Annotated in this window: 22 protein-coding genes and 2 pseudogenes; 11 read left to right on the top strand and 13 right to left on the bottom strand. The window is 67.6% G+C overall.

Annotated elements, in window-relative coordinates; genetic code table 11:
- Positions 1-204: 204 nt before the first annotated feature.
- Positions 205-345: pseudogene (locus tag C1I99_RS34970) on the top strand (pyridoxal-phosphate dependent enzyme); the annotation flags it as partial.
- Between the two features lie 241 nt (positions 346-586).
- Here C1I99_RS34970 and C1I99_RS33155 read toward each other — a convergent pair.
- The 4 genes from C1I99_RS33155 to C1I99_RS05340 all read right to left on the bottom strand — a co-directional run bounded on the left by C1I99_RS33155 (position 587) and on the right by C1I99_RS05340 (position 2,099).
- The gene (locus C1I99_RS33155; protein WP_199561975.1) at positions 587-841 is read right to left on the bottom strand and encodes a hypothetical protein; all 255 of its coding nucleotides are present in this window, start codon (positions 839-841) and stop codon (positions 587-589) included.
- A 3-nt stretch (positions 842-844) separates the two neighbouring features.
- On the bottom strand, positions 845-1,360 hold the full coding sequence (locus tag C1I99_RS05350; protein WP_158553992.1) for a nuclear transport factor 2 family protein: 516 nt from the start codon (positions 1,358-1,360) through the stop codon (positions 845-847).
- A gap of 111 nt (positions 1,361-1,471) precedes the next feature.
- Entirely contained in the window at positions 1,472-1,807 is a 336-nt protein-coding gene (locus C1I99_RS05345; protein ID WP_233512340.1) for a TfoX/Sxy family protein, read from the bottom strand.
- Positions 1,791-2,099: a nuclear transport factor 2 family protein gene (locus C1I99_RS05340; protein WP_233512339.1), complete on the bottom strand. Its 309-nt coding sequence runs from the start codon at positions 2,097-2,099 to the stop codon at positions 1,791-1,793. Before C1I99_RS05340 ends, C1I99_RS05345 begins: the two co-directional genes overlap by 17 nt.
- A 128-nt stretch (positions 2,100-2,227) precedes the next feature.
- Between C1I99_RS05340 and C1I99_RS05335 the strand changes: the two genes are divergently transcribed.
- From C1I99_RS05335 to C1I99_RS05300, 7 genes are all read left to right on the top strand, one after another.
- Positions 2,228-3,163 carry an RNA polymerase subunit sigma-70 gene (locus C1I99_RS05335; protein ID WP_233512338.1) on the top strand — a complete coding sequence of 312 codons (936 nt, stop codon included), beginning with the start codon at positions 2,228-2,230 and terminating at the stop codon, positions 3,161-3,163.
- A gap of 1,076 nt (positions 3,164-4,239) precedes the next feature.
- Positions 4,240-5,313, top strand: a complete 1,074-nt coding sequence (locus C1I99_RS05325; RefSeq protein ID WP_158553991.1) for an SAM-dependent methyltransferase — start codon at positions 4,240-4,242, stop codon at positions 5,311-5,313.
- On the top strand, positions 5,310-6,548 hold the full coding sequence (locus C1I99_RS05320) for an ATP-grasp domain-containing protein (protein ID WP_158553989.1): 1,239 nt from the start codon (positions 5,310-5,312) through the stop codon (positions 6,546-6,548). Before C1I99_RS05325 ends, C1I99_RS05320 begins: the two co-directional genes overlap by 4 nt.
- 249 nt (positions 6,549-6,797) lie before the next feature.
- A complete protein-coding gene (locus C1I99_RS05315; protein WP_146603896.1) occupies positions 6,798-8,768 on the top strand; it encodes a carbamoyltransferase C-terminal domain-containing protein in 1,971 nt (656 codons plus the stop codon).
- An 8-nt stretch (positions 8,769-8,776) separates the two neighbouring features.
- Positions 8,777-12,526 carry a non-ribosomal peptide synthetase gene (locus C1I99_RS05310; protein WP_158553987.1) on the top strand — a complete coding sequence of 1,250 codons (3,750 nt, stop codon included), beginning with the start codon at positions 8,777-8,779 and terminating at the stop codon, positions 12,524-12,526.
- On the top strand, positions 12,523-12,744 hold the full coding sequence (locus C1I99_RS05305) for an MbtH family protein (RefSeq protein WP_111133025.1): 222 nt from the start codon (positions 12,523-12,525) through the stop codon (positions 12,742-12,744). Before C1I99_RS05310 ends, C1I99_RS05305 begins: the two co-directional genes overlap by 4 nt.
- 15 nt (positions 12,745-12,759) lie before the next feature.
- Positions 12,760-14,922, top strand: coding sequence for a non-ribosomal peptide synthetase (locus C1I99_RS05300; protein ID WP_158553985.1), 2,163 nt, complete (start codon positions 12,760-12,762; stop codon positions 14,920-14,922).
- Here the strand turns inward: C1I99_RS05300 and C1I99_RS05295 are convergent.
- The 9 genes and pseudogenes from C1I99_RS05295 to C1I99_RS34965 form a co-directional block, all read right to left on the bottom strand.
- A complete protein-coding gene (locus C1I99_RS05295) occupies positions 14,919-16,163 on the bottom strand; it encodes a cation:proton antiporter domain-containing protein (RefSeq protein ID WP_111133021.1) in 1,245 nt (414 codons plus the stop codon). The two genes, C1I99_RS05300 and C1I99_RS05295, sit on opposite strands and share 4 nt — an antisense overlap.
- A 22-nt stretch (positions 16,164-16,185) precedes the next feature.
- Positions 16,186-16,959 (bottom strand): SDR family oxidoreductase, encoded by a 774-nt coding sequence (locus C1I99_RS05290; RefSeq protein ID WP_111133051.1) that lies wholly within the window; start codon positions 16,957-16,959, stop codon positions 16,186-16,188.
- 40 nt (positions 16,960-16,999) lie between these two features.
- Complete coding sequence (locus tag C1I99_RS05285; protein WP_111133019.1) at positions 17,000-18,448, bottom strand: aldehyde dehydrogenase; 1,449 nt, start codon at positions 18,446-18,448, stop codon at positions 17,000-17,002.
- Complete coding sequence (locus C1I99_RS05280) at positions 18,448-18,921, bottom strand: RidA family protein (RefSeq protein WP_111133017.1); 474 nt, start codon at positions 18,919-18,921, stop codon at positions 18,448-18,450. Before C1I99_RS05280 ends, C1I99_RS05285 begins: the two co-directional genes overlap by 1 nt.
- 36 nt (positions 18,922-18,957) lie before the next feature.
- Entirely contained in the window at positions 18,958-19,968 is a 1,011-nt protein-coding gene (locus C1I99_RS05275; RefSeq protein WP_111133015.1) for an amidohydrolase family protein, read from the bottom strand.
- Positions 19,965-20,522: a 3-hydroxyanthranilate 3,4-dioxygenase gene (locus tag C1I99_RS05270; protein WP_111133013.1), complete on the bottom strand. Its 558-nt coding sequence runs from the start codon at positions 20,520-20,522 to the stop codon at positions 19,965-19,967. Before C1I99_RS05270 ends, C1I99_RS05275 begins: the two co-directional genes overlap by 4 nt.
- On the bottom strand, positions 20,519-21,049 hold the full coding sequence (locus C1I99_RS05265; RefSeq protein WP_111133011.1) for a flavin reductase family protein: 531 nt from the start codon (positions 21,047-21,049) through the stop codon (positions 20,519-20,521). Before C1I99_RS05265 ends, C1I99_RS05270 begins: the two co-directional genes overlap by 4 nt.
- Entirely contained in the window at positions 21,039-21,641 is a 603-nt protein-coding gene (locus C1I99_RS05260) for a 4-hydroxyphenylacetate 3-hydroxylase C-terminal domain-containing protein (protein WP_111133009.1), read from the bottom strand. Before C1I99_RS05260 ends, C1I99_RS05265 begins: the two co-directional genes overlap by 11 nt.
- Positions 21,642-21,703: 62 nt before the next feature.
- A pseudogene (locus C1I99_RS34965) lies at positions 21,704-22,009 on the bottom strand (4-hydroxyphenylacetate 3-hydroxylase N-terminal domain-containing protein); the annotation flags it as partial.
- A gap of 304 nt (positions 22,010-22,313) precedes the next feature.
- Between C1I99_RS34965 and C1I99_RS05250 the strand changes: the two are divergent.
- The 3 genes from C1I99_RS05250 to C1I99_RS05245 all read left to right on the top strand — a co-directional run bounded on the left by C1I99_RS05250 (position 22,314) and on the right by C1I99_RS05245 (position 25,183).
- Complete coding sequence (locus tag C1I99_RS05250; RefSeq protein WP_199561974.1) at positions 22,314-23,228, top strand: tryptophan 2,3-dioxygenase; 915 nt, start codon at positions 22,314-22,316, stop codon at positions 23,226-23,228.
- Between the two features lie 188 nt (positions 23,229-23,416).
- On the top strand, positions 23,417-23,545 hold the full coding sequence (locus C1I99_RS34520; RefSeq protein WP_267897474.1) for a hypothetical protein: 129 nt from the start codon (positions 23,417-23,419) through the stop codon (positions 23,543-23,545).
- A 75-nt stretch (positions 23,546-23,620) separates the two neighbouring features.
- Positions 23,621-25,183, top strand: a complete 1,563-nt coding sequence (locus C1I99_RS05245) for a tryptophan halogenase family protein (protein WP_111133004.1) — start codon at positions 23,621-23,623, stop codon at positions 25,181-25,183.
- Positions 25,184-25,225: the final 42 nt, after the last annotated feature.

The raw sequence follows: 25,225 nt of genomic DNA, 5'->3' as shown, positions 1-25,225 counted from the left end.
ACTGACGTAGTCACGGACGGTTATAGTCGGACGTCGCTCGATGACGAACTGCCGGACATCGACGAACCACTCAGACGGCTGCAGCTCTGTGCCAGGCCACTGCATGTCCTGCCCGGTAGGCGTCGCATCCGGCGACGCTCATGCTCGCCGCGGTGCGCCGCCCGCCTCGGCGTCACCCGGCTCATGGCCTAAAGCAGCGGCAACGCCGGAACCGCCGTCGCCGCCTACGCCGCCCGCGCCGGCATCGCCTGCGACGTCTACGTACCCGAGGGCACCTCAACCGGCAAGACCGGGCAACTACGCGCCTACGGCGCCACCGTGCACCAGATCCCCAGCAGCCGCGAAGACACCGCCCAAGGACAAGGACGAGAGTCAGCGCCGGTGGCTCGTCGTCCACCCCCACCCGCGGCACAGCACCCTCCTCGACGCCACCTGCGTCACGGTCCTCGACCGGCGCGAGGACATCGCCCCGCCCGACGTGCGCTGGCGTCCCCAGATGGTCACCTTGCCGCAGGTCGCCGACGCGTCCTACCCCGCGCTGCGGGTAGTCCGCTGAGCCCTCCGAAGGCGGTGCGTGCGGCGTTGATCAGTTCGCCATCACGCGTCTCGATCCGGACGTGCCCTGATCGAACACCGCCTGCTGGTCCCTTTGTGGGAAGCCGTGCAAGACGACGGGCTGTTCTGCCAGCTGCACCCGCGCGGTCAGGTTGGCCAGGCGGTTTCCGGGGAAGCGCGAGCGCAGGAGGCCGCCGAATCTGCCGTGGGCGGTGAGGGCGGTCATTGCCTGCCAGCGCCCAAGGCCGCCGTGGGCGGTGAGAATTTCGTCGAGCAGCCTGCTCATGGACTAGAGGAATCTGGGGGCTATGTGGTCCGCGGTGCGGTGTATGAAGGCGAGGGGTCGGGCGAGGGCCGCCACGAGCGCTCCCGCGGGGCGTCCACGTCGCCGTGCCGAAACCCGCGGTGGGAGCGTCGCGAACAGTGTCGCGAGGCCCGGGAGTGGACGAACAAAGACCGTGTACTCAACGATCTGTCCCTGCTCGCTGACGCGCACCAGATTCATGGCTTCGAGTTCCACCTCGCGCACGCGCGCACGAAAGGAGAATGCTCCCGTATCCCCGAGCACGAGCGGTTCGGTGGTGTCGATGTCGTCGAGGACGGCGAAGATGTCACGGTGGAGTGCCGTGACCTCGTCCCTGCCTTTGAACAGTTTTGTCGCCGACATCGGGGAGTGAAAGACGACGTCGCGTGCCAAGACCTCGGCGACCGCATCCGCGTCGCCGTTTTCACCGGCGGCGCGTAGTGCGTTGATCGCCGCTGAGATCGGCGAGGTGGAGGGGGCTGCGGGGCTGGGGATAGACACGGGAACTCCTCTTGTGAACGAACGTGCGCGGTGGCGTTGGACAATCGATCTGCCTGATCTGCGGGTGTCCCTGGGTACTCGGTGGGGCGCGATTGCGGCGTGAGCTGACGCCTACCGGCCTGGCAATGTCAGCGCGTACGTCAGCCCGCGCCGCACCCAGGTCGCCAGGGTTGGACGTGTGGCACAGGCATGTTCGGCCACTGTGATCCAGCCCCGTAAGGGCCGGCCGCGCATCACCATCGTGGCGGTGCCGGGTTCGGTGAGCATCGCCTCGTGGTCGGCTCGGGCGACCCGCACCATCAGGCCCCCGCCATTGAGTGCGACGACGGCCATGTGGCCGTGCACCAGCCAGGCGAGCCCGCCGAACATCCGCTTCTCGGACACGCCCGACTGGTCGGCGAGGACCTCCCGCACCCGGCCGGCCAGATCCTCATCGAAGGCAATCACCGGCCTGCCGGCGTTGAAACTGGTCGAACGGCAGGCGGTCGAAGATGAACCGGTTGTAGACGATCTTCCCCTTCCGGACCGTGACGCACTCGGCCGCCGGTGCGCTCTTGGCCGGGATCGTTTCGGTGTCGTACATGAGCAGGGCCGTGCTGTCGTCCCCGAACGCGGCGACCATCTCCGCGCGGATCAGGAACTGTTCCGCGAACGGCCCGAGAAACTCGCGGTACGCCTGGATGCCGGTGAGCCGCCCGGCTGGGGCGTCCAGCACGACGTCGTCCGCGATGTAGGTCATCGCCGCCTCGAGGTCCTTGCCGGTCCACGCCCGGGTGAGCCAAAGCGATCTGCAATGCTGGGCTAGTCATGATCTCTCCTTCCGGTGTTGCCCGTTACGACACCCACGACCCGCGAAACGGAACGGCTGTGACCCAGGTCACGTTCGAGGAGCTGGTGGCGGAGCACCGGCGCGAGTTGCTGGTGCACTGCTACCGCCTGCTGGGCTCGCTGACCGATGCCGAGGACGTGCTGCAGGAGGCGCTACTGGCGGCCTGGCGCGGCCTGGACGGATTCAAGGGCCGCGCATCGCTGCGGTCCTGGCTGTACCGGATCGCCACCAACCGCTGCCTCAACGCGCTGCGCGACCGCGGCCGACGGATCCCGCCCGAGCCCCAGCCGCCGTTCCAGCCGCCGGAGCCCAGCCGCCGCAGTCCCGTGACCTGGCTGCAGCCGTACCCGGACGCGCTGCTGGAACACGTGCCCGACACCGACCGCGGCCCCGAGGCCCGCTACACCGCCCGGGAAGCGATCGAACTGGCGTTCATCGCGGCGCTGCAGCGGCTCACACCGCGGCAGGCCGCCGTGCTGGTGCTCTGCGACGTGCTCGGGTACCCGCTCGGTGAGGTCGCACCGATGCTGGACACCACACCGACCGCCATCAAAGGCCTGCTACAGCGGGCACGCGGCGCGATCGAACGGCACCGCGACCCTGCCCGCGGGGCGCCACCAGCACCCGGATCTGCGCAGGAACGCCAGATGGTCAACCGCTTCGCCGAAGCCTTCGCCGGTGATGATTTCGACACCCTGGTCAGCCTGCTCACCGACGAGGCATGGCTGGCCATGCCGCCCGCCCCGCACGAGTACCACGGCGTGTCGGCCATCATCTCGTTCCTGCGTACCAGCGCCGCCTGGCGCGTCAGCCAAGGGCTACGGATCCGGCTGCGCCCCACTCGCATGAACGGACAGCCGGCGCTCGCCTCGCAGTTCGTCGGGGACGCGTTCGAGCGACCCGGCGGGCTGATAGTGCTCACCCTGGCCGGCGACCGCCTGAGCGGTATAACCCTGTTCCTTCACGACATCTGAACCCGATGCCCTGGCGACTGCTCGACGGCTACGGCTACCGCATCGCCAAGATCCCGAAAGCCCGAAACGGGCTGCCACGGTGGCGGTTGAGGCGCAATGCCGACGGTCAAGATCGGATGCACTGATCTCGGCAGGACCGGCCGTGCCCAGATCTCGACCGTACGGACCAACGGCTTACAGGGAGTGACACGGCGGGCCCTCGTCAGCGCGCGGTCGGCGGCATGTGCGGACGTTCACAGGCGCGGTGCCCGACGGCGGGAGACAGGAGTCCGGCCCGGCGGCCGCACAGCTGCGTCGTCCACTGTCAACGGTGCCCTTGCACCGCCCTCGTCGAATGGGTGGCGTGGCTGACGACATCGAACAACGGCTGACTTCGGCCGCCGAAGCGCTCCGTGAGTACGAGGTGACCACCCGGCGCAGTGCGGATCTGCGCCGGCGAATGGACGAGATGACCACGCAGCTCGCCGCGCTGCGCGCACGGCACGCCCGCGAGCAGGAGGCCGCCGCTCGGCAACGGCGGGCGCAGCAGAGTCCGCAGGGCGGTGTGCCGGGACACGACCACCGCCAGGGCCGACACACCCGCGCGTCGCTGACGTCCTTGATGCTTCCAGGACGTGCCGCGGTTCTCCCACTATGTGGGAAAATCGTGCCTCCGTCGTGCTTGGTTGTCTGCCCCACGGACTCGTGCCGGCCCCGCTGCTGACCAGTGCGTTTGGTGTTGCTTGACGTGGATCATGATCGGGGTGTCGATGTATTGGCAGGACCTGCCGGCCATTCAGGCTATTGCTGTAGATCTATCATGTTGTAACTGTTAGAGTGCCATGGGGCCGGGCTGGCCCTACTTGCCACGACGCACAATTCGCGCGTAATAGGGGATCCACGTCAGCGGACACATGACGGCTGACAGTAACTGCGGATGCCTCCGGGCGCGCCCATATTGCGGGGGACTGGGTGAGTTTGACGAACACCAAGATCATGTCTCGAATCGCCGCAGAAAGTGCAGACGAATTCGATCTGATCCACCTTTGGTGTCACGCGCGATCACTGTTTCTCGGTCAGTCCGGCGAGGTGACGCGATGAGCGCATCATCCGTGGTTCCGGGACCCGACGGTGCACCGGTCACACCGACCGTCGAGATGGTTCCCCACTGGGAGAGGCCACTGCCCGCCCTGGCGCCGGTCGAGCCGTCCGCGCTCTTCAACGGGTTTGCGGGTACGACCGTCGTGGCCTCGCTGCAGCAACTCGGCATCTGGGACCAGTTGGCCGAGGGACCGAAGACCATCGAGTCCCTGGAGCTCTCCTCCGGTGCCGTGCGGCGCAGGTTGGTGGCCATGCTGGGCGCCATGACGCTGCTCGGATACGTCGAGATCCATGACGACAGGGTCAGTCTGACCCGCACGGGACGGGAACTCGTCGCGCAACGGGGCTTCTTCACCTGGGCCGTTCGCGGCTACGGCCCGCTGCTCAGGAGCCTGACCGCGTTGGCGACGGGTGAATGCACCTTCGGCTCCGACGTTCAACGCGATGAGGCGGGAGTCGCGACCGGCTCCGGCGAGGTGGGTCGGTCGCTGATGCGACCCATCGAGACCGACGTTCTCGGTTCGATCGACTTCGCCAGCGTTGCGGATCTCGGTTGTGGCGACGGGTCACGACTGATCCGGCTCTGCGCGGGGAAACCCGACCGGCGCGGTGTCGGTCTGGACATCAGCGCCCCCGCCTGTGAGTTGGCCGAGAAGCGTGTTGCCCAGGCGGGCCTGTCCGACCGTATCCAGATCTCGTGCGAGGACGTCCTGCACTCGATGTCGAGGCGCACGTTCCCGGGGATCGAACTGGTCACCAGCTTCCTCATGATGCATGACCTGTTCGCAGCCACCGGAAACCCGACCCAGGTCATCCGCACGCTCAGGCGGGTGTTTCCGGACGCCAGGTACTTCCTGGTCGCTGACACCACGGCGCAGTCGTGGAGCGACTACTCGAACGGTTTGCCGATCTTCTCGCTTCAGTTCGAGCTTATGCACACATTCATGGACACGCCGATCTTGGAACGCCACGTGTATGAAACGGCTTTCTCCGAGGCCGGACTGCGGCTGGAACGGTGCGAGCAGTTCGGAGCACCGTCGACATGGTTGTTTCTGCTGTCCGTCCGATGAGCGCAGAGAAGCACAAGAGGTTGCAGGAGATGACGAACTCCGGCGCGGCTGAGGGCCCACTTGTGATCCTGGGGGCCAATGCTCGGGTGGCTGGCGCCGCAGGCAGGTTGGGCTGCCCGGTGGCTTACGTGCAGGGGCCTGATGACAGCAGGGTCGAGTCGGCCGGAGACACGGCCCAATACTTCGTCGACTACGCCTCCCCGGAGTTCCTGGACTTCGTCGGTACCACCTTGGCGCAGCTCAAGCCACGCGCTGTGGTGGCGCTGAGCGAGGCGGGCCTGTGGCCGGCCGCGCTGGCCAACGAGCTGTTGGGTCTCCCGGGTACGAGTCCCGAGACGGTCGTCACCTTGTGCGACAAGGTCTTGATGCGGTCGACTCTGGTGCGCAACGGTGCGTCGGACCTGTCCGTCCGGTTCGCCGAGCCGAGCGACGGCAGGCAGGCCGCTGAGCTCGTGTCCAGTTGGCCCGCGCCCCTCGAAGTGATCTTGAAGCCCAGGTCGGGTACCGGGAGTAGGGGCGTCGAGCTGATTCGTAGTCCTGCTCAGCTCGAGCAACGCGGCGACCTGACAGCGGCGATCGTGGAGGAGTACATACCGGGCCAGGAGTACAGCGCGGAGACCTTCAGCGTGGACGGCTCGCACCGGCTGGTGGCGGTGGCGGAGAAGCGGGTCGCCCCGGACTCCTTTGTCGAACTCGGGCACGTCGTACCCGCCCCCTCCCTGAGTGACCAGGATATTGCCATGGTCGAAGCGGCCGTCTCCCGGTTCCTCGACGCCGTGGACCTGCGTGACGGAGCCGCGCACACGGAGTTCAAGATCGACAACGGGTCCGTCAAGATAATTGAGTCGCACAACCGTATGGCGGGCGATGACATATCGGTCCTCGTGCGGCTGGTGACCGGCTTCGATCTGATGCAGGCATCGATCGGATGGCCCGTCGGGCAGGGGGTTCCGCCGCTCCTGCCGACGCCGGTGGCCGAGGCGGCGGCGATCGCGTTCGCGGTGGCGCCGCCAGGTCTCGTGAAGAGCGTGACACTGCCTACCGAAGCGGCGCCGGGCATCCGTATCGAGGAGGTCGCCGGCTACGTCGGGCCAGGCGATCTGGTGCGGGCGTTGACCAGCTCGTCCGATCGGGCCGGCCATGTCATAGTCACCGGCCCGAGCGCCGAGTCGGCGATGGCCGCTGCGGAGCAGCTCGCCGCGCAGATCGACGTGCAGACGATGCCCGTGCCGTAGGTCTCGCCGGTCACCGTCGGGCGCCGCCTCCGCCCATCTCACTTCGCCTAAATCGGACGATCCTCAGTGGACGTTTAGAATCGAAAGGTGTTGACATCCGCTTGATCTCGACTAGTCTTTGATCGGTCGCAGCGGCAGAGAGGCATACGACTGCGGGTATTGCCGAAGCTGCGCACTGACTTACGGGGGGTAGACATTACTACTCGAGTCGTTGGCTTCAATCTAAGTCATGACAGTAGCGTTTGTTTGGTGGAAGACGGAACTATTCGTTTCGCTCTTGCGCTCGAACGAACCACTCGAATCAAGCGCGGCACCGTTTCTCTCCACGCTTACGCCGCTGCAATGGCCGATCTGACCAACGAAATACTGGCTGCCGCGAAACTCAGGGCGTCGGATATCGACGGCTGGATTGGCACATCGACCGAATCTCGGGACCAGGCGGAGGAAGCCAGGCTCACGAGCCTGCTCGGGCTCGTGGCGCCTCCCGACCGGTGCCTCGCCCTGCCGCACCCCGGCCACCACCTGGCCCACGCGTGCGCTGCCTTCTACACGTCGGGGCTCGACGAGGCGGTGGCGCTGGTCATGGACTCCTACGGTTCTAAGGTGAACGGCGGCCGTGAGCGGGAGACGGCGTTCACCTTCCGGGCCGGCGCGAAACCGGAGACCCTGTACCGGGTCATCCGAGACTCGGACCGTGTCGCCGGATTCGCTCGGGACGGGCACGTCTGGACACCCCCGGACCTGTCCGGTGTCGGTGAGATCTATCGGGTCGTCACCCTGGCGCTCGGCTTCCGCGAGGCGGGCACCACGTACGACGACGCGGGCAAGACCATGGGACTCGCGTCCTACGGCAAGCGGCTGTCCAGCGACAACCTCTTCTACGAGTTGGCTGCCGACGGGCAGCTGCGGTTCGACCGCGCAGCGGACTCCCTGGTCAACCTCGGTGTCGCGGTGCGCGACGGCAGTGAACTGCGTCTGGTCCCTCGGCCGCCGCGGGCGCCGTTCGAGCAGTTCCACTTCGATCTCGCCGCACAGTTGCAGGAGGAGTTCGAGGAAGCGGTGCTGCACGTGACTCGCCACGTGCTCGCCCTGAGTGGCAGCCGCTCGCTGGTGCTGTCCGGGGGATCGTTCCTCAACTCGATCCTCAACACCCGGATATTGCGGGAGACCGAGATCGACCGCCTGTTCGTCTTTCCCGCCGCCACGGATGACGGCAACGCCCCCGGCGCGGCGCTGTACGCCTATCACGAGCTTGCCGGCTGGCCGGTCGAGGTCGCGCCCGCGCTGCGGCACGTCTACCTCGGCCCGCCGCGTGTCACGGGAGTGGATCTGGCGGCGGTCGCGCAGCAGTGGGGCCTGGAGTTCCGCAAGCATCCCGGGTCCGGGGAGATCGCGGCCTCGGCGGCCGCCGCGATCGCACGCGGCGAGATCATCGGCTGGTTCCAGGATCGGGCCGAGTTCGGGCCACGCGCGCTCGGAGCGCGCTCCATCCTCTGCCATCCCGGTATTCCCGGCATGAAGGACAGGCTGAACGCGAGGGTGAAGTTCCGGGAGAAGTTCCGCCCGTTCGCCGGCGCCGTCCTGGCCGAGCGTGCGGACAAGTGGTTCGACATGCCCGCTGCGGAGAGCCCCTTCATGCTCATGGTGTGCCCGGCAATCGAGGAACAGCGGGGACTCGTCAGCGAGATCGTGCACGTGGACGGCACGTGCCGGCTGCAGACCGTCGCCGAGGATGTCCCGGGGCCGTTCCGTGCGTTGATCGAGGCGTTCGAGGCCGAAACCGGCCTGCCGCTGGTGCTGAACACCTCGTTCAACCTGCGGGGCATGCCGATCGTGGAGCGGCCGGAGGAGGCGATGGACTGCCTGTACGGCTCGCGCCTGGACCGGCTGTTCATCGGCGACATCGAGGTCTTCCCGCCGGATCTCACCCGGTTGCGGCCGGAACGGGTGCACGCCGTCAAGGACTCGGTGGGCCTGCCCGCCGCACGCGACCTGAAGGCCAAGACGATCCTGCCGGAGTGGCAGCGGCTGCTCGACCTCGCCGACGGCACCCGCACGATGCGGGACATCGCCGGTGAGCTCGGTGAGGACGTCGACGAGCTCGTCGATCTCACACTGGATCTGCGCAGGCACGGCGTGGTGCGATGGGCGGGGGTCTCGCAGGCCACCCCGCCCGAGTTCCCGTGGCCGCAGTACACGCCGGACAGCACCGCGGATTGACCGAACAGATGGGTGATCCTTCTGACGAAGCGGCTCTGTCGTTCGCCCAGCAGCGCCTGTGGTTCCTGCACCAGCTCGTGCCCGGCAATCCGTTCTACAACCTTGCGTTCGCATATCGACTGCACGGGCCACTCGATGCTGCGGCGCTCGAGCACGCGCTGAGCGAGATCGTGGCGCGGCACGAAGCGCTGCGAACCCGGTTCGCCTCGGACGGCAACACGCAGTGGCAGGTGATCGATCCTCCGTCACGGGTGAAACTCATGGTGGAGGACGTCCGCCGGGCAGACGATCCGGTCGCGCAGGCGCACCAGCTGGCAGCCGAGGAGGCACGTGCGCCGTTCAGTCTCGAACGGGGCCCGCTGCTGCGAAACCGGCTGGTGTGGCTGGCCGACGACGACCACGTGCTGCTGGTGACGATGCATCATATCGTCGCCGACGGCTGGTCGATGGGGGTGTTCAAGTCGGACCTCGCGGCGCTGTACCGGGCGTTCGCCGCCGGGGAGCCCTCGCCGCTGCCGCCGCTCGAGATCCAGTACGCGGACTTCGCCGAGTGGCAACGCTCCGTGATGGCGGGTGATGTCCTCGCCGAGCAGCTCGACTACTGGCGGGAGCGCCTGCGGGGCATGCCGGCGGCGTTGGAGCTGCCGGCCGACCGAGCGCGTCCCCCGATGCCCAGCTACACGGCCGGGGCGGTGTCGTTCGAGATTCCCGCGGACGTCGAACAGCGGCTGCGTGCCATCGGGGCGGACCGCAAGGCCACGCTGTTCATGGTGCTGTTGGCAGCGTTCGACGCGTTGCTCGCCGCCTACACCGGCGGTACGGACATCGTGGTCGGTACCCCCAACGCCGGCCGGGATCGGGCCGAGCTGGAAGGCCTCATCGGGTTCTTCGTGAACATCGTCGTGCTTCGGGTGAACTGCTCCGGAGACCCGACGTTCGGGGAGTTGCTGGACCGGGTGCGGGAGGCGACCCTCGGCGGGTTCGACCACAAGGACCTGCCGTTCGAACGGCTGGTGGAGGAGCTGCACCCGTCGCGCGACCCGAGCCGGAACCCGTTGGCCCAGATCGGCTTCCAGCTCCTGCAGACCCAACACACCGGGCAGTCGCTCGATCTCGAGGGAGTGGAGGCCGCGCCGTTCGAGGGTCATGGCGACGCCGTTCACTCCGACGTCGAGCTGTACTGCTTCGAGACGTCACAGGGACTGTCCGGGCGCCTCGTCTACGCCGTCGACCTGTTCGACGAAGCGACGATGCGGCGGATCGCCCGGCACTTCGTCCACATACTCGGGCAGGTTCACGCGGACCCGCGGCTGTCGCAGCTGTCGCTGCTGATCGACGACGAAGCGCAACGGACGCTAGTCGAGGTCAACGACACCGCGGCCGAGGTTCCGGCCGGCACGGTGGTGCGGCTGTTCGAGGCGCAGGCAGCGAGGGTGCCGACCGCGGTCGCCGTCTCCTTCGGGCAGGAGCGGCTGACCTACGCGGAACTCGACACACGTGCGAACCGCCTCGCCCACCGGCTGCGCTCGCTCGGTGTGGGACCCGAGGTGCTGGTGGGCCTGTGCGCGCACCGGGGCCCGGATCAGCTCGTGGGCATGCTCGCCATCTTGAAGGCGGGCGGCGCGTATCTGCCGCTCGATCCGGAGTACCCGGTCGAGCGGATCACGTACATGCTCTCGGACGCGGCATGCTCCGCGGTGATCGTTGAGGACGGGGTCGACATCGACACCGGCGGCGCTGAGGTGGTGCGGCTCGACCCGGACGCCGACTCGGCCTGGCCGGCGCACGCGCCCGCGGTGACGGTGTCACCCGACAACCTCGCCTACGTCATCTACACGTCCGGGTCGACGGGCCGCCCCAAGGGTGCCGAGATCACCCACCGCGGCGTGACCAACGTGATCGCGTTCCAGAGCCGGGCGTTCGGCGTAGGGCCGCAAAGTCGCGTACTTCAGGTCGCTTCCATCTGCTTCGACGCCTCGGTCTCCGAAATCTGGATCACCTTGACAAGTGGCGGCGAGCTCGTGATCACGCCGACGCACCTCGTCGGTGCCGAGCTGGCCGACGTGCTGTCGGCGCGGGGTGTCACCCAGGTCGCACTCGTGCCTTCGGTACTCGCGACGCTGCCGGACGTGGAGCTCCCGAAGCTGGAGACGATCATCATCGGCGGCGAGGCGGGGGCGCCTGCCGTCGTGAACCGCTGGGCGCCGGGGCGTGCGTTGATCAACGTCTACGGCCCGACCGAGACGACTGTCAACGCCTCCTACCTGCGGTGCGCCGAGAGGGTGACCGCACCCCTGCCGATCGGTGCGCCGGTCAGCAACACCCAGATGTACCTGCTGGACGCCTGGCTACGGCCGGTGCCCCCCGGCGTGCCCGGTGAGGTGTACATCGGCGGTGCGGGGGTCTCCCGCGGCTTTCGTGGCAAGCCCGCGATGACCGCGTCCCGCTTCGTCGCGAACCCGTTCGCGGCGGACGGCTCACGGCTGTATCGCAGTGGCGACCTGGCCCGCTTTCTTCCGGACGGAAACATCGAGTTCCTCGGCAGGATCGACGACCAGGTGAAGGTGCGTGGTTTCCGGATCGAGCTGGGCGAGGTCGAGTCGGTGCTGGCCGAGCACCCCTCGGTGAGCCAGGTGAGCGTGGTGGCTCGGGATCAGCGCCTGTACGCCTATCTCGTGCCCGCGAACCTGACCGGCGTTGACGGCGGGGCGCTGAGCGAGGACTACGTCAGGCGACGCCAGCGTTACTTCGACCGCGCGCATCGGGAAGGGATCCCCACCGAGCCGCCGAACCCGACCGCCGTGCGACGAGTCAGGTCCATGCGCGCGAAGCGGCTGCTCGAGATCGGCTGCGGTGGCGGCTCACTGATGCGGGCATTAGCGCCGGCGTGTGAGCAGTACGTGGCGACGGACTTCTCGTCATCGGCCATCGACCTGTTGCGGGCGAACCTCGCCGACGCCGAAGGGCTCACCCTGATGGTCCGCGAGGCGCGGGACTTCCGCGGCTTCCGCGACACATCGTTCAACGTCGTGGTGGTCGAGTCGGTGACCCAGCACTGCCCCACCCTGTCATACGTGGACGAGGTCGTCGGACGAGCCGTTGCCGCGCTCGCCGACGGTGGCCTGTGCATCATCACCGATGTCCGGGAGCGCTCCGGGCACGATGAGCTGGCCATCGATGCGCGTTACTTCACGGGCTTGCCGGACCGGGTGTCGCGGGTTGCCGAGGTCGAGACGGTCCGACGCGGGGACCGCTACGACGTCGTCCTGACGGCTGGACCCGGACGGCCACTCGGGCCACCCGAGGCGCTGCCACACGGCCTCGCCAACGACCCGCTGCGTGCCGAGCGCGCCGACCAGCTCGGCCGCGAGCTACGCGAGTTCGCGAAGCGGCGGCTGCCGGACTACATGGTGCCATCCGGTTACCTGGCGCTGGACGCCCTGCCGCTGTCCCAGAACGGCAAGGTCGACGTGCGGCAACTGCCCCCGCCTGAGCGGCGATCCTCCGGCAGAGCACCGGCGTCGCCCGAGGAAAAGTTGATCTGTGCGCTCTTCGCAGAGGTGCTCGGGCTCGGCGAGGTGAGCCCGGACGACGGGTTCTTCGAGCTGGGAGGGCACTCCCTGCTGGCGTTCCGGCTGGTCAACCTGGTCCGCGCGCGGTTCGGCGTGGAGTTCACTCTCGCCACGCTCTTCACCGACCCGACCCCGGCGGCACTAGCTCACCTACTGACCCGGCAAACGCGAGGAGAAGTGGCATGACCAACCCCTTCGACGACGAGAACGCCACCTTCCTGGTTGTGCGCAACGACGAGGGCCAGTACTCGTTGTGGCCCGAGTTCGCGGAGGTGCCCTCGGGCTGGGCAGCTGTGCACGGCCCGGCGAGCCGCCAGGAGTGCCTGGCGCATGTCGAGGAGAACTGGACCGACATGCGTCCACGGAGCCTGGCCGCGGCCATGGATTCCCGCACGGCGGAGTAGAGCTCCGGAATGCCGGTGAAGGAGTCTCTGCACCTGCCCGTCGACCGGATGCGCGTGCTGGCGGACCGGCACGGAACCTCACCGTCCGCGGTGGCACGGGCGGTCGTACTGCTCGTGCTGTCACGGTGGGTCTTCGAGGACGATCCGCTCGGCGGCGTCGCCCAGACATTCGGCGAACTCCTCGACAGAGCCAGCTCGTTCGACTCCGGCTTCAGTCTGTCGGAGGTGGATGGCGAGGGCAACGCGTGGCTCGAGACGGATCTGATCGACTCCGTCGCGGTCGCGCGGCTGGCCGAAGTGTGCGCGCTCGCGCTGGACGGCGTCGCGCGCGATGCCGCCCAGCGGCCGGGGCGGGTCGACCTTCTGCCGTCCGTCGACCGGCAACGGATTCTCCACGAGTTCAACGACACCGCCGCGCCGTTCGCCGATGACGTCGGCGTACACGAACTCGTCCAGGCCAGGTCCGCGCGGACACCGGACGCGGTGGCCGTGGAATCGGGCGACGTGCGGCTCACGTACGGGGCCCTGAATCGGCGGGCCAACCGGCTCGCGCGCCACCTGCGGGGCCTCGGTGTCGGGCGAGGCAGCCTGGTCGGCATCTGCCTGGAGCCGAGTCCTGACCTGATCGTCGCGGTGCTGGCCGTGGTGAAGGCCGGTGCGGCCTACGTACCGCTGGATCCTGGCTATCCGGCACAGCGCCTCGACTTCATGGTCCGCGACACGGATCTCGCGGTGGTGATCACGTCCTCGGCGCTGAGCGACCGGGCATCCGGTACGCACCAGGTTCTGGTCGACGGCGCCCTGTCCGTGGCTGACGACACCGACCTGCCCCCCATCGCCGGACCGACCGACCTTGCGTACGTCATGTACACGTCCGGCTCGAGCGGCACGCCGAAGGGCGTGATGGTCGAGCATCGGTCGATCTGCCGGCTCGTCGATGGCAACTGGTTCGCCGAGGTGACCGAGGCGGACGCCGTCGCGCAGGCGGCGAGCTTCTCCTTCGACGCGTTCACGTTCGAGTGCTGGGCGGCGTTGGCTTCCGGCGCGCGCCTGGTGATCCTCGACCGGGACGTGGTCCTCGACGCACAGAAGCTGAAGGCCGCTGTTCGGCGGCACGGGATCACGACCATGTGGGTTACCGCGTCGCTGTTCAACCAGCATCTCGCGGAGTGCCCTGACCTGTTCGCCGGAATGAAGACCGTGTTGTACGGCGGCGAGGCGGTCGATCGATCCGCCGCGGACGGCCTGGTCGCCGGCCCGTGGGCGCCCACGAGTGTGGTGAACGGCTACGGGCCGACTGAGGCTACGACCTTCACCGCTTGCCACCGGGTCCGGCCCGACGGCGGGTCCACGATGCCGATTGGACGGCCGATCGCCAACACGGAGGTCTTCGTGATGGACCGGCAGGGCGACCTGGTGCCTGTCGGTGTGCCCGGCGAGCTGTGGGTCGGGGGCCCGGGTGTCGCCCGGGGCTACTGGAACCGACCGGAGCTGACCGCGGAACGGTTCGTCGCCCATCCCTTCATGGCGGCGGGCGCCCGGGTCTACCGCACCGGTGACCTTGTTCGCTGGCTACCCACCGGGGAGCTGGCATTTCTCGGGCGGATCGACCGGCAGGTCAAGATCCGTGGATTCCGGATCGAGCTGGCGGAGATCGAGTCGGTGCTCACCGCGCACGAGCGGGTGATCGCCGCAGTGCTCGACGTTCGCGAGGGTCCCGCCGGCGCCAGGCACTTGGTCGCTTACTACGTGGCGCCGGAACCGGTGGAGGGGCTCACCGAGTGGTGTCAGGGCCGGCTGCCCGGTTACATGATCCCCGGTGTCTTCGTCCGCATCGACTCGCTTCCCCTGACCCCCAACGGAAAGCTCGACCGTACGGCGCTGCCCGCGGCGGGCGCCGCAAGCCGCTACACGGCACCGCGCAGTCAGGTCGAGAAGACGCTCGCGGAGATCTGGGCGGCGGTGCTCGACGTGCCGCTGGTCGGCATCACCGACAACTTCTTCGAACTCGGCGGGCAATCGCTGCTGGCCACCCAGATCGTTTCGCGCATCCGACGGGAACTCGGCGTCGAGTTGCGGGTGAGCCAGATCCTCGATGCGCCGACGGTTGCCGAACTGGCCGAGCACGTGGCCACGGCCAAGCCGGCGGCACCCGCCATCGGGCGCCGCCGGCGTTAGGAATCGACCTGCACGAGCGAGTTCTCGTCGCGCGGGTTGCGGTCGTCCCGGCTGGCCAGCAACCGCAGCATCGGACCTGACATTGCGGTCGTGACCACCGCCATGACCACCATCAGCGAGTAGAGGTTGCTGTCCAGGACACCGATCTGCAGGCCCACACCGAGCGCGATGAGCTCGGTCAACCCGCGGGTGTTCATGAGCGTCGCCAGCACCGCCGACCGCCGGGGCGGCAGTCCCTGCGATCGTGCGGCGAGCCAGGTTCCGCCGAACTTTCCGGCGACCGCGACGAACAGGATCAGGGCGAGTTCCACCAACCCGGTCACGCCGATCTGTGACAGGTCGACCTTGAGTCCGGCGACGATGAAGTAGATCGGTAGCAGGAGCAGGGTTGCCGACTGAGTTCGGTGCAGGAGGTTCTCACGCGCCCGCGCGGAGATCGTCCGCGGGACGGCAAGGCCGAAGAGGAACGCGCCGAACACGAAGTGCAGGCCGACCAACTGCGTCACCGCCGCCGAGGTGAAGACACCGGCGAAGACGACGGCGAGACGGCCCGAGGTCATCGCGCCGTCGTCTCCGCCGCGGGTCAGCAGCCGCCCCAGCCGCGGCCTGACCACCAGGAACAACAGCGCGGCGAACGGCACCACCAGCACCACGAGCCAGTGCCGGGCACCGCCGCCGGCGATCACCTGCACGACGGCGAGGGCCATCCAGGCGCCGAGGTCGCACAGCGCCGCTGCCGACAGCGCGACGGACCCTATCAGGGTACGGTTCATCCGTTGGTCCACCAGGATTCGCGCCAGTACCGGGAAGGCGGTGATCGCCATCGCCACCCCGAAGAAGAGAACGAAGGCGACAGTGTTGTCCGGTCGGTGGTCCCGGGCGAGGTAGAGCGCGAGAATCGAGCCGAGTACGAACGGCACCAAGCTGGCCCCGGCCGCGGTGGTACCCGCAAGCCAGCTGGACTGCCGCAGCTTGCCGTAGTCCAGCTCGAACCCCACCAGGAACATGAACAGCACCAGGCCGACCTCGGCGAGTGACCCGAGATGCGGCTCGATGGCAGCCGGGAACAGCGTGTCGGCCACGGCCCCGTTGAACAGTGTGGGCCCGAGCAGGACGCCGGCGACGATCTCGCCGAGAACCGGCGGTTGTCCCAGGGCCCGCGCAAGCATTCCGGCGGCCTTGGCCACCAGAACGATCAAAGCGATGTCAAGCAGCAGCACAGCTACTTGTACATCCGTCATGTTCGCTTCCCCGTTACCTGATTCAGAGGGTCGGCACGACACCGCCGTCGCACCGGAGCGCGGTTCCCGTGACGTACGAGGCGAGGTCGCTGCACAGGAACGCCGCGAACGCGCCGAACTCCGTGGGTGTGCCGTATCTGCCCACGGGAATGGCCGCCTGTGCCTGCGCGGCGAATTCCTCGACGGACACCCCCTCCCGTTCGGCTCGGAAGGTGTTCATCTGCCTCGTGCGTTCGGTGGCGATGCGACCCGGCAGGAGCAGGTTGACCGTGACGCCGTCCCGGGCCACCTCCGTCGCCAGCGTCTTGAGGTATCCGCCTAGGGCGGCACGGCCGATGTTGGACAACGCCAGGCTGGGGATCGGGGCGACGACACCCACCGATGCGATGGCCAGGATGCGGCCCCAGCGGCGTTCCCGCATGCCGGGCAGGACCAGAGACACGAGTCGCTGGTGCGGCAGGACCAGGGACTCCATGGCCGCCACGATGTCCTGGTCGGCGATGTCCACCGATCCACCGGGGGCCGGGCCCGGGCTGTTGGTCACCAGCACGTCGATCCGACCGAACGCCTCGATCGCCGCGGCGACCAGGGCCGCGGGCCCGTCGGGGGTCGTGAGGTCGACCTCGACGCCGATCGCGTCCGGCAGCTCCGCAGCGATCGACTTGGCCAGCTCACCTCTGCGGCCCGAGATCACCACCCGGGCGCCTTCCGCGGCGAGAGTTCGAGCAGTGGCCTCGCCGAGCCCGGCCGTCGAGGCACAGACCAGAGCGGTTCGCCCGCGCAGACCCAGGTCCATCAGGTGCACACCTTTCTGTGAGAACGCAGAACGCCGGAGCTCATCGACTGTCCGCGATGTTCATCACCACGGTCTTCGCCTCGGTGAAGAACTCGCGGGAGTACGTGCCGCCCTCGCGGCCGATGCCGGACTGGCCGAACCCGCCGAACGGCGAACGGAGATCGCGGACCCAGAAGCAGTTCACCCATACGTTGCCGGCCCGCAGTCGACCGGCGACGCGGTGCGCGCGGCTCAGCTCCCGTGTGAAGATCATCGCCGACAGGCCGTAGCGGGTCGCGTTGGCCGCCGCGACGGCCTCGTCCTCGGTGTCGAACGGGTGCACGGTGACCACCGGACCGAACACCTCCTCGCGGCAGATGCGCATCTCCTGGCTGGCTCCGACCATGACCGTGGGCGCCACCCACCATCCGTCGCGGGCCCCGCCGGTCACGGTGACGGCACCGTCGCGTTCGGCGTCGCGTAGATGTGCTGTCACCTTCGCGTGGTGTTCCTCGGACGAGAGCGGACCGACCTGTGTTGCCGGATCGCGTGGATCGCCGATGCTCATCTGCTCGGCGATCTTGACCAGACGGTCGACGACCTCCTGGTAGACGTCGCGGTGCACCAGGAGACGAGTGCCCGCGAGGCAGATCTGCCCGGCGTTGGCGAACGCGGCGTCGGCGGCGACAGCCACCGCCCGGTCGAGGTCGGCGTCGGCGAAGATGATCGAGGCGCCCTTGCCGCCGAGCTCGAAGCTGACGCCGCGTACGCCCTTCGCCGCCTCCCGCATGATCGCCTCGCCGGTACGGGTTTCGCCGGTGAAGGTGATCAGGTCGATGCCGGGGTGCGCGACCAGGGCCTGGCCACCGCCGCCGGAACCCACGCCGTGTACGACGTTGAGTACCCCGGGCGGCAGGCCGGCCCCGACGGCCAGCTGGGCGAGACGGGTGGCGGAAGCCGGACTCTGCTCGGCGGGCTTGAGCACCACCGTGTTGCCGTAGGCGAGTGCCGGAGCGATCTTCCATGTCGCTTGCATCAGCGGGAAGTTCCACGGTGAGATCGCGGCGACCACGCCGGCCGGCTCGTGCCGGGTGTAGATGTGATGCCCCGGGCGGCCCGGCAGGGACTCGTCGGCGGCCAGCGCCGCGTGGTCGGCGAAGAACCGGAAGTTCGCCGCACTGCGCTGGACGTCGTTGGTGCGGGTCTGCGCGAACGGGCGACCCATGTCCCTCGTGTCGAGCATGCCGAACTCGTCCGCGTTGGCGAGCAGCAGGTCGGAGAGCACGCGCAGCAGCGCGGAACGCTCGTCCTGGGCCATTCGTGGCCAGGGTCCCTCGTCGAACGCCCGGCGCGCGGACTCGACCGCGCGGTGCACGTCGTCGACCGATCCCAGCGCCACGTCAGCCCATACGGAACGTGTCGTAGGATCGATCGAGGGCATGGTGGCGCCGTCGACGGATGGCGTCGTCGCGCCGTCGATGAAGTGGTCGATCCGGATTGACTCGGTCATCACTGCTCGGGTTTGACTTGCACGATCAGTTCGAGCTCGACGGCGAAGTTGTGCGGAAGCGCGATGGCGCCGATCGCCGAGCGCGCGTGCCGTCCCGCCTCGCCGAAGACCTCGATGAGCAGGTCCGACCCCCCGTTGAGCACCAGCGGGTTACGGTCGAATCCGGCCTCGCAGTTGACGAATCCGAGCACCTTCACGATCCGCTGCACGCGATCGAGCGTGCCGAGTTCCTCTTCGACCAGGTACAGCGAGCGCAGCATGGCCTCGCGGGCAGCCTGGTAGCCCGCGTCGATGTCGATGTCGACGCCCACCTTGCCGAGGATGTCGTGGCTGCCCTGGCCGCAGGTGAACAGCAACTCGCCGACCTGGACACAGCTGGCGAAGTTGCCCATCCGCTTGGGCGCGGGCGGATAGGACAGGCCGAGCTCGGCGAACCGCGCCTGCGGCGATACGACGACCGCTTCGTTACTCATCACGTACCCACCTTGTTGTTCGTCGGAAATCGGTTGTCACGGCTTTCCGGTCAGCAACGTGTCCGCGTTGCCGGCCAGGATCGCGGCCTTGATGTCCTCGTCGAGCGAGGACTCGAGCACGACGTCGCCCGCATGCTGCTCGCCGAACGGGAACGGATAGTCGGTGCCGAGCACAAGGTGGTCCCAGCCGAGCCGGTGGCCGGCCAGCCGGAGGTTCGACTCGTCACCCGCGAGCGAATCGGCCCACAGCCGGCGGGCCGCCGAGCCGGGCGGTTCCATCAGGCCACCGCGGCGATCGTGCCAGGCGTTCCAGCCGCGTTCGATGCGCGGAAGCAGCCACGCGAGCGCTCCGGCACCGTGGGCCAGGAGCACGCGAAGTTCGGGTATCGCACCGAGCACGTTTCCCTGTAGGAGCGCGAGCGCGGCGTAGGAGGTCTCGGTCGGCATCCCGATCGTGTACATGGCGTTGTATCGCCGCAGCCGGTCGGCCGCGCCGATGTCCCACGGGTGCACGAACACCGGAACGTCCGCCTCGGCCACGGCCTGGAACACCGGTCGCAGGCTGGGATGGTCGAGATCCCGTCCCGCGACGTTGGTCCCGATCTCGACACCGCGAAGGCCGAGTTCCCCCACGGCACGCTCCAGTTCGGCGAGCGCGAGGTCCGTGTCACCCAGCGGAAGCGTGGCGAGACCGACGAACCGGTCGGGTGCGTGGCGGACCATGTCGGCGATCTCGTCGTTGACATGGCGGGCCAGCTCGGCGGCCTGGTTCGGCGGCGCCCAGTAGCTGAACATCACGGGAGTGACGGAGAGCCACTGCGTGCCGACGCCGGATGCGTCCATCCGCTCGAGGCGAGCGGCCGCGTCCCAGCAGGTGTGCGGCACCGTTCGGAAGTGCTTCCCGCCGACGAACAGGTCCGCGCTGCAGGCGTCGACCTCACGACGGACCGGCCATCGGTCGTCGCCGTAGCGCTCGGCGAGATCCAGCCAGCGCCTGGGCAGTGTGTGGGTATGGCAGTCGACCAGACCCACCCGCGCGTGCGTCATTCCTGCTCGTCCAGGACGAACGGGCCAGGCTGGGGCAGCACGGACCCGCACTCCTTGCACGTACGGCGTGCCTCGCTGGACTGGAACTCGTTCAGCAGCGGTCCCAGCGCCTCGATCATCTCGGACGATTCCAGGCTGACCCGCTCGATCACCGCGTCGCACTGGTCGCAGTACCACTCGACGAGTTCGACGTCACCCGGCTTGCGTCGGATCTCGACGACCAGCCCCCAGGTGTCCGCCGGACGCAGTGGTGAATGCGGCACACCCGCCGGAACCACGTACAGCTCTCCCGCATGGACGAGCTGGCGCCGCAGCCCAGCTCCCGGCTCACGGGTGTCCACCCGGATCGTGCCCTCGAGCTGGATGAACAGCTCGTCGTAGGGGTCGACGTGAAAGTCGTTGCGCTGGTTGGGGCCGCGCACGAGGACGACCTCGAACTGCGAGTCCGGGTACAGGGACATGGCGGCGAGCGCCCCAGGGAACGCCGCGGCGCCCGGCTTGCGCAGTGCGTCCACATCGACGATGCGGCGCATGGTCTCGTTCGGTTGGGTCATGCTGCGGAGCCTTCTGTCATCTCGATCTCACGACCGAGGTCGCGGAACCGGTGCTTGTGGTAGACCAGCGGATCACCGTCGGTGTGGTGCGCCTTCTCGACACCTCCGATGAGCAGTACGTGCGTGCCATACTCGAGGGCCTCCGAGACACGGCACTCGAAGGACGCGAGCGCGTCGGCGAGTACGGGCACGTCGAGCGTGCCCGTGGTCCAGTCGTCGCCCGTGAAGCGTCCCGCGCCGAACACTCCGCGGCGGCCCGCGAACGTGGCGGCCAGGTCGACGTGGCGTGCCGACAGCAGATTGACCGAGAAGATCCCGTGCTGGCGCAGCCGCTGGGAGGTGCCGGTGACCCGGTTGAGGCAGACGACGAGGCTCGGCGGCTCCGCGGACAGTGAGCACACCGCGGTCGCGGTCATGCCTCGCCATCCGGACGGATCGGCTGCCGAACCGGTGGCGACGATGCTGACCGCCCCGGCCAACCGGCTCATCACCAACCGGAAGGCCCCCTCGGTGACTTCATGTGCCATGACCGGACCCGTCGGTGTCGTCCTGGCGATCCGGGGCGGGCTCGAGCTTGCCCAGCAGGTCGTCGACCAGGGCGTCGAAGCGCTGCCAGGGGGCTTCGCGGAAGTTGTGACCACGCACGATGAATCCCACGCCCGCGTAGAACTTCTCGTACCGCAGGTGGCGGCCGGCGAACTCGGACCCGACAAGGTCCCAAGCCAGCCGGTGCAGCTTCATTCGCTCGACAGCGTCGAGCTGCGGCGTGTGCCAGAACTCCCGGAATGTCTTGGCCAGGTCGGCGTCGTCGAGCACCGTGACATCCGCCGGCATCTGCATCGCACCTCCCCCGCACAACTCACGCAGCACGTCGATCAGGCCGGAATAGTTCTCGTTGGCGAGAATCGCGCCGGTGGCCAGCATCTTCATGCCGTGCACGACGACTCCCTCGTCGTCCTCGGCGACGGCCCGCAGAGTCGGGATCGGCAGGTTCGCCCGTTCGTAGTAGGCGGGATCCCGGGCCGCCTGCGGTGCGACGATCGCATGCGCGGCGTAGACGTCGTTGTCGCGCAAGTATCGCCAGTAGGCGGTGACCCGGTCGGCGCTGTCGCCGAAGATCTCCGGGGCGTGGCCATGCCCGTGACGAAGCTGGCCACGTAGTCCGGAGACCGGCCGAGGAACCCGTAGCTCAGGTCGGCGATCCGCTGATGGGCCGCCAACCGTTTGGTGAGTTCGTCGCGAGTTCGGGCGCGAATGAAGTAGGAGTTGAACCTGCCGCCGTCATCGTCGACATAACTCATCACATCGTGATTGTTCGGCTCGGCTTTGACGTCGTACAGATCCGCGATCGTCTGGGCCGCACGCGCGAACGCGGGATCTGTTGTCACGTCCTCGACAAGTCTTCGGCCAATGTAAACGCGACGGCCGTCGCGGAGGCTCTCAAGGTGTTCCTTGCCGGTCTTCAACACCTGACGGACGATACTCATAATGCCAACAAATTTGGTAGCTCCAAAGTGGTTGGCGCGGCGGCGACACCGAGCGACGTGTCCGTTTCACCCCTTCTGGAACCTTGTCGACCGCTCCAGAACGCGCTTTGCATGACTGAGCGCGCCGGCGAAGGCATCGGCCGGAGTGACTGTAACAACCGACACGGTCGCCGTCAACGGTTTAAAGTGGACGTCGCGACGCCTTGACGTTCTTCCAGGCCGCTGGTTGTATGGACGCCTAGCATCACGGGGGTGACGGGGCAATCTTCATGCTTCACGATCTTGCTGGTCCGTGCCCTAATTCATGATCAACTTTGAACTGGACGGAACAGCTGCGATTGCTATGGAAGCTCGCCTCAATGAGCCGTTGACCGAGGACGCCCGCAATCTTCGGGCTCTGTCTTCCGAGGGTGGACCCATCTTGGAATTCGGTGGGGAAAACCCGTTTGTCAGCTACGTGGCAAGTAATGCGCTGCTGTCTCTGCAGAATCCGCGAACGGAATCCGCGGGCGAACCCTCGTTCTTGATCACAAGCCAGGTGATGGAACTCCAGTTCAAGCTGGCCAGCATCGAGGTCGCCCGCACGAGGGATCTGCTCGACGTCGACGACGTCGGCGCCGCGCTGTGGACACTCCGGCGGCTGCGCCATGTGTACTCGTCCCTGAGTAGCTCCTGGGACGTGCTGAGCACGCTGAGCCCGGCCGAGTACGGCGAGTTCCGCGATCAGCTCGGCGAGGGATCCGGCTTCCAGTCCTACATGTACCGCGAGATGGAATTCGTGCTCGGCAACAAGAATCCGGCGTTGGCCGAGGCGCACAGCGGCGATGCCCAGGTCTACCGCCGGCTGCAACAGAGGCTGAGTGAGCCGAGTCTCTACGACGCGGCCCTACGCCTGCTCTGGCGTCGCGGCCTACCGGTTCCTGACGACTGTGTCGAGCGGGACTGGAGTGTGCCGTACCTGGAGCAAGAGGCGGTCGTCGAAGCCTGGAGGACCGTGTACGTCGAGCGGGACAAGCACAGGGATCTGTACCTGTTGGCCGAAGCGCTCGTCGATCTCGCCCACGACATCGCCCGGTGGCGCTCGCTGCACCTGCTGACCGCCGAACGCCTGCTCGGCGCGAAGGTCGGCACGGGCGGAACCACCGGCGCGGACTGGCTACGTCGCGTCGCCGATCACCGGTTCTTCCCGGAACTCTGGATGACCAGGACGAGGCTGTGACGGCAGGGCCCGTCCCGACACGGCCCGGTGCAGACGGCGAACGCGAACCGAGCAACCGCGTCGGCGACGTCAACGTCTCCTGCGCGAGTACGCGCAGCGCAGCCGGCGGCCCCGGACGGCCCTGCCACACAGGCCCTTCGACTCCCGAGCGGGCACGGCGTTCCCCCGCACTCGACCTCGTCACGGCTGTGCGCGACAGGGTGGGCAAGCGGACCGAACCCATCGATTCCGAGCGCACCTATTTCGACCTGCCCTTCTATCGCGGCGACCGCGCGACGCCCCTAGTCAAAGCGGTGTACGACGTGATGGACGTATGACCACGCGGCTCCCCTGGGAAGGGCGACCGACATCCGATCGACCGCATCCAGAATGGGTTAAGGTAGGGCCAGAAAATGATTAATAACGTGGTAATTGTCGGCGGCGGCACCGCCGGTTGGATGACTGCCTCCTACCTGAGTGCGACCTTCGGCCCACAGATCTCCGTGACGCTCGTCGAGTCCAAGAACGTTCCGACCATCGGTGTCGGCGAGGCCACCTTCAGCACGATCCGGCACTTCTTCGCATATCTGGGCCTCGAAGAGCGCGACTGGATGCCGGAATGCAGCGCCACCTACAAGCTGGCCATCAGGTTCGAGAACTGGCGCGAGCCGGGCCACCACTTCTACCACCCGTTCGAGCGGGCCAGGGTGATCGACGGATTCCCCATCACCGACTGGTGGTTGCGTCAGCGTGGCACCGGCCACTTCGACGACGATTGCTTCGTCATCCCGGCGCTGTGCGAGAAGAAGTCGTCGCCGCGTTTCCTGGACGGCCGCATCTTCGAGCAGCGCGAGGGCGACGACGGCTCTGGTCTGGCGGGGCGCAGCACGATGACCGAGCAGCGGACACAGTTTCCGTACGCCTACCACTTCGACGCCGCACTGCTGGCGCGATACCTGACCAGGTACGGCACCGCTCGCGGGGTGCGGCATGTCCTCGATGACGTCACCGATGTCGTCCTGGACCAGCGCGGGTGGATCAGCCACGTAACCACTGCCGAGCACGGCGAGCTGCACGGTGACCTTTTCATCGACTGTACGGGCTTCCGCGGGATGCTGATCAACAAGGCACTTGAGGAGCCGTTCCAGTCGTACCAGGAGACACTGCCCAACGACAGCGCCGTGGCACTGCGGGTCCCGTTGGACATGGCGAGCTACGGCCTGCGGCCCTGCACGACGGCTACGGCCCAGGACGCCGGCTGGATCTGGACGATTCCCCTGTTCGGCCGCATCGGCACCGGATACGTGTACGCCCGGGACTACACCAGCCCGGACGAGGCCGAGCGGACGCTGCGGGAATTCGTCGGCCCGGCGGCCGAGGGCATGGAGGCCAACCACATCCGGATGCGTATCGGCCGGACTCGTAACGCCTGGGTCCGCAACTGCGTCTCGATCGGCCTTTCCGCCGGATTCGTCGAGCCGCTGGAGTCGACGGGCATCTTCTTCATTCAGAACGGAATCGAACAGCTGGTCAAGCACTTCCCGGACAAGAACTGGAACGACCAGCTTCGGACTTCGTACAACAGCCACATGGCGCGAATGATGGACGGCGTACGCGAATTTCTCGTGATGCACTACTACGCGGCCCGGCGGGAGAACAACCAGTACTGGAAGGACGCCAAGACCCGACCGCTGCCGGACGGTCTGGCCGAGCGGATCGAGAATTGGAAGGTGAGGCTGCCGGACAGCCAGTCGATCTTCCCGTACTACCACGGCTTCGAGTCGTACTCCTACCACGCCATGTTGCTTGGGCTCGGCGGACTGCCCCTGCAGGCGCCTGCGGCGCTGAGCGCAATTGACGGAACGGCTGCCGAGAAGGCATTCGAACTGATCGGCCAGGAGGCTCGTGACCTGACCGATCAGCTGCCGAGCCAGTACGAATACTTCGCGCACCTGCGCAAGCTGCCCACGCCATGAACTCGTATCACCGAATGCCCGGGCGGTTCAAGCCGAAGGAAA

Source organism: Micromonospora deserti, assembly GCF_003236335.1.
Classification (GTDB): Bacteria; Actinomycetota; Actinomycetes; order Mycobacteriales; family Micromonosporaceae; genus Micromonospora; species Micromonospora deserti.
Note: the sequence above shows the minus strand (reverse complement) of the source record. Positions and strands in the feature narration are given on the sequence as shown.